Origin of the sequence: Caldimonas manganoxidans ATCC BAA-369 (assembly GCF_000381125.1) — a bacterium.
GTDB classification, from domain to species: domain Bacteria; phylum Pseudomonadota; class Gammaproteobacteria; order Burkholderiales; family Burkholderiaceae_C; genus Caldimonas; species Caldimonas manganoxidans.
In genome coordinates this window covers 76,800-84,152 of sequence record NZ_KB905942.1, presented here as the reverse complement: position 1 = coordinate 84,152, position 7,353 = coordinate 76,800, and the positions used below count along the sequence as shown (strand labels likewise).

8 protein-coding genes are annotated in these 7,353 nt (G+C 64.1%); 1 reads left to right on the top strand and 7 read right to left on the bottom strand.

What is annotated here, in order from left to right:
- Positions 1 to 181: hypothetical protein (locus F615_RS20290; RefSeq protein ID WP_211211798.1), on the top strand; the 181-nt coding region annotated here is incomplete at its 5' end.
- Here the strand turns inward: F615_RS20290 and F615_RS0109465 are convergent.
- The 7 genes from F615_RS0109465 to ugpB all read right to left on the bottom strand — a co-directional run bounded on the left by F615_RS0109465 (position 147) and on the right by ugpB (position 7,252).
- A complete protein-coding gene (locus F615_RS0109465; RefSeq protein ID WP_019560942.1) occupies positions 147 to 926 on the bottom strand; it encodes a slipin family protein in 780 nt (259 codons plus the stop codon). The two genes, F615_RS20290 and F615_RS0109465, sit on opposite strands and share 35 nt — an antisense overlap.
- Positions 916 to 2,208: an NfeD family protein gene (locus F615_RS18135; protein ID WP_445662437.1), complete on the bottom strand. Its 1,293-nt coding sequence runs from the start codon at positions 2,206 to 2,208 to the stop codon at positions 916 to 918. The genes F615_RS0109465 and F615_RS18135 overlap by 11 nt, the downstream gene beginning before the upstream one ends.
- 41 nt (positions 2,209 to 2,249) lie before the next feature.
- On the bottom strand, positions 2,250 to 3,008 hold the full coding sequence (gene ugpQ / locus F615_RS0109455) for a glycerophosphodiester phosphodiesterase (protein ID WP_019560940.1): 759 nt from the start codon (positions 3,006 to 3,008) through the stop codon (positions 2,250 to 2,252).
- Positions 3,005 to 4,075 (bottom strand): sn-glycerol-3-phosphate import ATP-binding protein UgpC, encoded by a 1,071-nt coding sequence (locus F615_RS0109450; protein WP_019560939.1) that lies wholly within the window; start codon positions 4,073 to 4,075, stop codon positions 3,005 to 3,007. The genes ugpQ and F615_RS0109450 overlap by 4 nt, the downstream gene beginning before the upstream one ends.
- A 12-nt stretch (positions 4,076 to 4,087) precedes the next feature.
- Entirely contained in the window at positions 4,088 to 4,942 is an 855-nt protein-coding gene (gene ugpE, locus F615_RS0109445) for a sn-glycerol-3-phosphate ABC transporter permease UgpE (protein ID WP_019560938.1), read from the bottom strand.
- A gap of 1 nt (position 4,943) precedes the next feature.
- Complete coding sequence (gene ugpA, locus F615_RS0109440; protein ID WP_019560937.1) at positions 4,944 to 5,825, bottom strand: sn-glycerol-3-phosphate ABC transporter permease UgpA; 882 nt, start codon at positions 5,823 to 5,825, stop codon at positions 4,944 to 4,946.
- Between the two features lie 110 nt (positions 5,826 to 5,935).
- Positions 5,936 to 7,252, bottom strand: a complete 1,317-nt coding sequence (gene ugpB / locus F615_RS0109435; protein WP_019560936.1) for a sn-glycerol-3-phosphate ABC transporter substrate-binding protein UgpB — start codon at positions 7,250 to 7,252, stop codon at positions 5,936 to 5,938.
- Between the last annotated feature and the right edge of the window lie 101 nt (positions 7,253 to 7,353).

Below are 7,353 nucleotides of genomic sequence, written 5' to 3'. Positions count from 1 at the left end.
GGGCTTGCGAAAACGCTCGAATCCCGCGGACGCATCGGCCGCCGCTGCCAAGGTCATCTGCTTCATGACCGTAATCATCGCCGCCCATCACCAGGGCGACAAGACGGACTACTGCCAGGCGCAGGACTTGATCAGCGTTTCCCTAGTCATTTCGTGGGTTGCTCGGGGCCGGATGACTTGATCAGCGTCAGCAGGTCGATGGGCATCGGAAAGACGATGGTCGAGGCCTTGTCGCTGGCGATGGTGCTCAGGGTCTGCATATAGCGCAACTGCATGGCGCCGGGCTCCCGGCCGAGCATGCGGGCGGCCTGCATCAGCTTTTCCGAGGCTTGCAGTTCGCCATCGGCATGGATGATCTTGGCGCGCCGCTCGCGCTCGGCCTCGGCCTGCTTGGCAATGGCCCGCACCATCGACTCGTCGAGATCCACATGCTTGATCTCCACGTTGGCCACCTTGATGCCCCAGGCATCGGTCTGGGCGTCCAGCACCTGTTGGATGTCCAGGTTGAGTCGTTCGCGCTCGGCCAGCATTTCGTCGAGCTCGTGTTTGCCCAAGACGGCGCGCAAGGTGGTCTGTGCAAGTTGACTGGTGGCCACCATGAAGTTCTCGACCTGGATGATGGCTTTCTGCGGATCCACCACCCGGAAATAGACCACCGCATTGACCCGCACCGACACGTTGTCGCGCGAGATCACGTCTTGCGTGGGCACGTCCAACACGATGGTGCGCAGGTCTACCTTGACCATCTGCTGCACGCCGGGGATCACGATCACCAAGCCTGGGCCCTTGACCTTCCAGAAGCGGCCGAGCTGGAAGACGACACCGCGTTCGTACTCGCGCAGGATGCGCAATGAAGCGGCCAGCAACGCCAGCACTGCAATGGGCAGCAGGCCGCCAAAGCCGAGCGAACCGAGGTCAACGATCATGATCACTCTCCTGGAGGGGGGCGACAGGTCGAACATGCAGAACCAGGCCGTCGCGACCGTGCACGAGCACGGTCTGCCCGGTGTGCAGCTTGGTGTGGCTGCGCGCGCGCCAGCGTTCGCCGGCCACCTCGACCCAGGCCTCGTCAACGCCAACCTCGAGGACCCGGGCCTGCTGGCCGATGACCGTGGCATCGCCGCTGACCACGGCGCGCTGGCGCGAGCGCACGGCCATGGCCGTCAGGCCGATCACCACTGCAGCGCTGAGCACCGCCATGGCGGCGATCAAACCCAAGGGGATGCCGAAGCCGGGCACTTCCGTGTCGATGAGGATGACCGCGCCCAGCACGAAGGCGACGATGCCGCCCAGGCCCAACACCCCGAAGCTGGGCATCAGCACTTCAGCCACCATGAAAGCCAAGCCCAAGGCGATCAAGGCCAGCCCGGCGTAATTCACCGGCAGCAACTGTAGGGCGTACAGCCCCAGCAGCAGACAGATGCCGCCCAACACCCCAGGCACCAGCGCGCCGGGGTTGGAGAACTCGAAAAACAGGCCATAGATGCCCAGCATCATCAGGATGAGCGCCACGCTGGGATCGGTGATCACGGCCAACAGGCGAATGCGCCAGTCGGGCTCCTCGTGCACGAGGGCCGCACCCGCGGTGCGCAGTGTCAGTGAGCGGCCCTCGATGTCCAGGCGCCGGCCGTCGATCTGAGCCAGCAGCGTGGGCAGGTCGCGCGCCACGAACTCGATGACGCCTTGCGCGAGCGCTTCCTCGGCGCTGAGGCTGGCGGCTTCGCGCACGGCCTTCTCAGCCCATTGGACATTGCGTCCGCGCATCTGCGCCAAGGAACGGATGTAGGCAACCGCGTCGCTGAGCTGCTTTTGGCCCGACACGGTGGGCGTGGGTCCGGTCTGCGGTGCCGGCCCCGAAGCCCCCGAGGCCGCCGGCTGCGCAGGGCGCCCGGAGCGCGCTGGAGGCGGCGCCGGTTCGGGCGAGCCGCCCAGGGCCACCGGCGTGGCGGCGCCGAGGTTGGTGCCTGGGGCCATGGCTGCGATATGGCTGGCGTAGAGGATGTACGTGCCGGCACTGGCCGCGCGCGCGCCGCTGGGCCCCACGAAGCTCGCCACGGGCACCGGGGAGGCCAGGATGTCGCGGATGATGCGGCGCATCGAGGTGTCCAGGCCCCCGGGGGTGTCCATCTGCAGCACCACCAATTGGGCGCCGTCGCGCTGGGCATGGGTCAGTCCGCGCCGCACATGCTCGGCCGTGGCCGGGCCGATCCGCTCTTCGGCGTCTACCCGGGGCGAGGCCCCGGGCAGTGTCAGTCGTGCACCCCGGTGCCCGGAGAGAAACGGTCCACCGCGTCGGTGATCAGGCCATCGATGCCCAGACCGAGCAGGCGGCGTGCTTCGGCCGGATCATTGACCGTGTAGGCCAGGGCTTTCATCCCCGCTGCATGGATGGCTTCGATCCGACCGCGGTCGAGCAAGGCGTACTGGGCCACGATGGCCACGCATTGCAGCGCTTGGGCCTGGGCCAGACTGTCGGCGCACCAGTGTTCCAGCAGCAGCCCGCGTGGCAAGGCGGGCTGGACCGCTTGGGCGGCTTGCAAGGCCGCCGGTTGGAAAGACGTCAGCAGCGGTGGGGCCACCGGCACGGTGCGGCTGTCCGCCCACAGCTGGGCGCAGCGCCGAGCCACGGCTGCGCCGGTGAGACTTTCGGTGCCAGGGGTGGGCTTGATCTCGACATTGAGCATGAAGCCATTGCGCAGCACGTAGCGGGCAATGGCCTCCAAGGTTGGCAGCGGCTCACCGGCATACGCCCGGCTGTGCCAGCCGCCTGCGTCCAAGCGGCTCAAAGCCGACCAGTCTTGTTCGCCCGCCACCCCTTGACCATCGGTGGTGCGCTCCAGCGTGGCGTCGTGCAGCAAGAAGGGCTGTCCATCACGGCTGAGCTTGACATCGCATTCGAAGGCCCGGTAGCCGAAGCTGGCGCCCTGCCGAAAAGCCGCCAAGGTGTTTTCCGGGGCCAGTCGGCCGGCGCCGCGGTGGGCGATCCACAAGGGGTAGGGCCAGATCATGGGATGCGCTTGTGCGTGTTGATGTCGAACCAGTGCAGCTTGCCGGGCTGGGGGGTCATGTACAGCGTCTCACCGATTCGTGGGTGTTGGTGGCTGTCGTCGGCGCGCACCACCATCATGGCCGTGCCCAGCTTGCCGTAGATCAACCGCTCGGCGCCCAGCACTTCGACCATCTCCACGACCAGAGGCCAGCCCGAATTTCCCAGCACCAGATGCTCAGGGCGCACGCCGAGAATGACGGCTCCGGACACCGGCGAGCCTTCACCCGATGGCAGGTCGATCTCCAGGCCGCCCACGGCCAAGCGCCCGGCTGCCGTGGCCTGACCTTCCAGCAGGTTCATCGGCGGCGAACCGATGAAGCCGGCGACGAACGTACTGGCCGGTTGGGCGTAGACCTCGTCGGGCGTGCCGATTTGCTCCATGTGGCCGGCGTTCATCACGATCATGCGCTGGGCCAGGGTCATGGCTTCGACCTGGTCATGGGTGACGAACAGCGAGGTGATGCCCAGCTCGCGGTGCAGTTTCTGGATTTCCAGCCGTGTTTGCACGCGCAGCTTGGCATCCAGATTGGACAGCGGCTCGTCGAACAGAAAGACCTGCGGCTCGCGCACGATGGCTCGACCCATGGCCACGCGCTGGCGCTGGCCGCCCGAGAGCTGACGTGGCTTGCGGTCCAGCAGGTGCGACAGCTCCAATATGCGGGCGGCCTTGTCCACCCGCCGGCGGATCTCCTGTGCGGGCAGTTTGCGAATCTTCAGGCCATACGCCATGTTCTCGAACACGCTCATGTGCGGATAGAGCGCGTAGTTCTGGAACACCATCGCGATGTCGCGATCGGCCGGCTCCAGGTCGTTGACCACGCGCGAGCCGATCAAGATGTGCCCTTCGGACACTTCCTCCAGACCAGCGACCATGCGCAGCAGCGTGGATTTGCCGCAGCCGGAGGGGCCGACGATCACGATGAACTCGCCGTCGGCGATTTCTGCAGTGACCCCATGGATGACCTGCAGCGATTGCTTGCCCTGCTGGTAGCGCTTGACGACGTTCTTGAAAGTCAGGGATGCCATGAATTGGGTGCTTTACTTTTCGGTGTCGACCAGGCCCTTGACGAACCACTTTTGCATCAGGATGACCACCAAGGCCGGCGGCAGCATGGCCAGGAAAGCCGTGGCCATCAACACGTTCCACTCGGTGTAGGCCTCGCCCGAGACCAAGCGCTTGATGCCCAGCACGATGGGATACATGTCTTCGTTGGTCGTGATCAGCAGCGGCCACAGGTATTGATTCCAGCCGTAGATGAACTGGATCACGAACAGCGCGGCGATGCTGGTGCGCGACATGGGCAGCAGCACGTCCCAGAAGAAGCGCATGGGGCCTGCGCCGTCGACCCGCGCCGCTTCCACCAACTCGTCGGGAACCGTCAGGAAGAACTGCCGGAACAGGAACGTGGCGGTGGCCGAGGCGATCAGCGGAATGGTCAGGCCCGCGTAGGTGTTGAGCATGCCCAGGTTCGATACCACTTCGTAGGTCGGCCCGATGCGCACCTCCACCGGCAGCATCAGCGTGACGAAGATCATCCAGAACACCAGGTTGCGCAGCGGGAAGCGGAAGTAGACGATGGCAAAGGCCGACAGCAGCGAGATCACGATCTTGCCCACGGCAATCACCACGGCCATCACCAAACTGACCCCCATCATGGGCAGTGCTGCCGGCACGGTGCTGCCGGCAGCGGTTTCCCCACCGAACAGCGCGATCTTGTAGGTTTCCCAGAAATGCGTGCCCGGCCGCAGCGACATCGGCACGGTGGAGGCGATTTCTTGGGCCGTCTGGGTGGAGGCCACCAGCGTCAGGTACACCGGAAAGGCCACGATGGCCACGCCGGCGATCAAGATGAAATGGGACAGAAAGGTCAGCCCCGGGCGTCGTTCGATCATGTCAGTACTGAACCTTTTTCTCGACGAAGCGGAACTGGATCACCGTCAAGCCGATGACGATGGCCATCAGCACGACCGACTGTGCGGCCGATCCTCCCATGTCCAAAGCCTTGAAGCCATCGTAGTAGACGCGATAGACCAAGATGGAGGTCGATTTGCCGGGCCCACCTTGCGTGGCCGCATCGATGATGGCGAAGGTGTCGAAAAAGGCGTAGACGATGTTGATGACCAGCAGGAAGAACGTGGTGGGTGACAGCAGCGGAAAGACGACGGTCCAGAACCGCCGCCAAAAGCCGGCGCCATCGATGGCGGCTGCTTCGATCAGCGATTTGGGGATGGATTGCAAACCCGCCAGGAAGAACAAGAAGTTGTAAGAAATCTGCTTCCATACCGCCGCCATCACGATCAGCGCCATCGCATGGTTGGGGTTGAGCAAATGGTTCCAGTCCAGGCCCAGCAGGCGCAGCAAGTAGGCGATGGTGCCAAAGGGCGAGGCGAACATGAACAGCCACAGCACGCCGGCCACCATGGGCGCCACGGCGTAGGGCCAAATCAGCAGCGTCTTGTAGAGGCCGGCCCCTTGGATCACGCGGTCGGCCATCACGGCCAACAGCAGCGACACCGTCAGGCCGATGACGGCCACCGAGATCGAAAACACCGCCGTGGTCCGGAAGGAGGCGATGTAGGTCTCATCGTGGAGCAGGCGCTCGAAGTTCTCCAGCCCGACGAACTCGGTGGACATCCCAAAGGCATCCTGGGACAGCACGCTTTGGTACAGCGCTTGTGCTGCCGGCCAAAAGAAAAAGACCAGCACCACGGCCATCTGGGGGGCCACCAGCAGCCAGGGCAGCCACCAGGATTTGAATCGGACGCGTTTTTCCATGGTTCAAACCATCAGCGCCTGCCGCATGCACGCAGGCATGGGCAGGCGCAGCAGGAGCAAAGCCCGCAGGGAGTTTTCGGGCAAAGGCGCGAGATTTTACGAGCGACCCATTACGAGCGACCCTTGTTGGCGCGCTCGAAGCGCTCCAGCTGTTCGTTGCCGCGGCGCACCGCGTCATCCAGGGCTTGCTTGGCGGTCTTGCGTCCGGCCCAGACCTGTTCCAGCTCCTCGTCGTTGATGGTGCGAATCTGCACGAAGTTGCCCAGGCGGATGCCGCGCGACTTGTCGGTCGTCTTGCGGATCATTTGCTCCACCGACACGTCAGTGCCGGGGTTTTGCTTGTAGAAGCCCGATTTTTCCGTCAGCTCATAAGCTGCTTTGGTCACTGGCAGATAGCCGGTGCGCTGATGACTCTTGGCGGCCACCTCGGGCTTGGACAGGTGAGCGAAGAACTCTGCCACGCCCTTGTACTCGTTGTCTTTCTTGCCAGCCATCACCCACAGGCTGGCTCCGCCGATCACGGTGTTTTGTGGCGCGCCAGGCACGTCGGGGTAATAAGGCAGGGTGGAGATCCCGCTTTCGAACTTGGCGTTGCGCTTGATGTTGCCGTACAAGGCCGACGAGCCGGTCATCATCGCGCACTCACCCGAGACGAAGGTCGCGTCGGCCGCATTGCCGCGCCCCTTGTAGACGAACAGTCCCTGCTTGGCCATGTTGGCCAGGTTCTCGATGTGGCGCACGTGCAGCGGGCTGTTGAAGGTTAGCCGCGCATCGATGCCGCGCATGCCATTGCCCTTGGTGGCGAACTCGGTGTTGTGCCAGGCCGAGAAGCTCTCCAGTTGGGTCCAGCTCACCCAGCTCGTGGTGAACGGGCACTTGTGGCCACTGGCTTTGAGCTTGGCTGCGGCCAGCGCGACTTCGGGCCAGGTCTTGGGCGGATTGTTCGGGTCCAGTCCGGCTGCGCGGAAAGCATCTTTGTTGTAATGAAACACCGTGGTCGAACTGTTGAAGGGGAAGCTCAGCATCTGACCGTTGGGGGCGGTGTAGTAGCTGGCCACGGCCGGCACGTAGGCATTGGGGTCGAAAGTCACGCCCGCCTTCTTCATCACTTCTCCCACGGGCACGATGGCATTGCGGCTGGCCATCATGGTGGCGGTGCCGACCTCGAAGACCTGCAGGATGTGCGGCGCGTTGCCGGCCCGGAAGGCCGCGATGGCCGCCGTCATCGACTCATCGTAGCTGCCCTTGAAAATGGGCACGACGCGGTAAGTGCTCTGGCTGGCATTGAAATCCTTGGCCAGATCGTTCACCCACTCACCCAGGGCGCCGCCCATCGAATGCCACCATTGGATTTCGACCTGGGCCTGGACCGGTGTGGCCACAACGGCGGCCAGGACCGAGGACAGCGCGAGAAGTTTGCGTTTCATGACGACTCCGTGAAAAAAGGATGCAGGACCACTCAAAGTCCGCGAAGGCTAGTGCCTGTTTGTGACAGCAGCGTTTCTGTCATGGAAGGTGCAGGCCCGCA

Bases quoted from the DNA above. Each gene is read 5' to 3' on its own strand.
- F615_RS0109465 (WP_019560942.1), bottom strand. From the start codon at position 926: ATGATCGTTGACCTCGGTTCGCTCGGCTTTGGCGGCCTGCTGCCCATT.
- ugpQ (WP_019560940.1), bottom strand. From the start codon at position 3,008: ATGATCTGGCCCTACCCCTTGTGGATCGCCCACCGCGGCGCCGGCCGA.
- F615_RS0109450 (WP_019560939.1), bottom strand. From the start codon at position 4,075: ATGGCATCCCTGACTTTCAAGAACGTCGTCAAGCGCTACCAGCAGGGC.
- ugpE (WP_019560938.1), bottom strand. From the start codon at position 4,942: ATGATCGAACGACGCCCGGGGCTGACCTTTCTGTCCCATTTCATCTTG.
- ugpA (WP_019560937.1), bottom strand. From the start codon at position 5,825: ATGGAAAAACGCGTCCGATTCAAATCCTGGTGGCTGCCCTGGCTGCTG.
- ugpB (WP_019560936.1), bottom strand. From the start codon at position 7,252: ATGAAACGCAAACTTCTCGCGCTGTCCTCGGTCCTGGCCGCCGTTGTG.